Annotated in this window: 1 protein-coding gene; it reads left to right on the top strand. The window is 70.6% G+C overall.

The window, feature by feature from the left end:
- Window positions 1-30: 30 nt before the first annotated feature.
- The coding region (locus ABD979_RS19930; RefSeq protein WP_425584012.1) for an IS481 family transposase at window positions 31-1,216 on the top strand (1,186 nt) is incomplete at its 3' end.

Consider the following 1,216-nt stretch of genomic DNA (forward strand, 5'->3'; position numbering starts at 1 on the left):
TCGGCATGACTGGCTCGTGCAGGGTCGGTGGTGTCGAAGCGTCGTCTGGTGATCACTGCTGTCCTGGCTGGGTCCTCGCAGTCGGAGGTGGCCCGCACCTACGGGGTCTCCCAAGGGTGGATCTCGCGCCTGATGGCCCGGTACCGCACCGAGGGCGACGCGGCGTTCGAACCGGCCTCGCGCGCCCCACACACCTCACCGACGGCGACCAGCGCCGTGGACGTCGCGCTGATCCTGGCTCTACGCACCGAGCTGACCGGACAGGGACATGACGCCGGAGCAGACACGATCGGCTGGCACCTGGAACACCGACACGGCGTGCGCGTGTCCCGGGCCACGATCCACCGGGTCCTGGTGCGTAACGGGGCGGTCACGCCGGACCCGGCCAAGCGGCCCCGCTCCTCCTACCTTCGGTTCGAGGCCGACCAGCCGAACGAGACCTGGCAGTCCGACTTCACCCACTACCGCCTCACCCAACCGGACGGGCGCCCCGGCGCCGACGTGGAGGTCATCACCTGGCTCGATGACCACTCCCGCTTCGCCTTGCACGTCAGCGCCCACCCCCGGATCACCGCCGCGATCGTGCTGGACACGTTCACCGCCGCTGCCACCGAGCACGGCCACCCCGCCTCGACCCTGACCGACAACGGCATGGTGTACACCGTCCGGTTCGCCGGTGGCCGCGGCGGCCGCACCCGCCTCGAGGTCGAGCTGCGCCGGCTGGGGATCACCCAGAAGAACTCCCGACCGAACCACCCCACCACCTGCGGGAAGGTCGAACGCTTCCAGCAGACCCTGAAGAAGTGGCTCCGCGCCCAACCCGAGCAGCCCGCCACCCTCACCGCGCTCCAAGCCCTGCTCGACACCTTCCGCCAGCAGTACAACCACGACCGCCCGCACCGGTCCCTGCCACACCACGCCACCCCGGCCGCCGCCTACACCGCACGACCCAAAGCCAGCGCGCGCACCGACCGCAGCAGCGACACCCACGACCGCGTCCGCACCGACCGCGTGTCCAAGACCGGCAACGTGACCCTGCGCCACAACGGGCGCCTGCACCACATCGGCATCGGCCGCACCCACGCCGGAACCTACGTCCGGCTCCTGGTCCAAGACCTGCAGGTCACCGTCATCGACGCCGCCACCGGCGAGGTCCTACGCGACTTCGTCCTCGACGCCAGCCGCGACTACCAACCCACCGGACGACCCACCGCAA

The organism is Terrabacter aeriphilus, from assembly GCF_039542985.1.
GTDB lineage: Bacteria > Actinomycetota > Actinomycetes > Actinomycetales > Dermatophilaceae > Terrabacter > Terrabacter aeriphilus.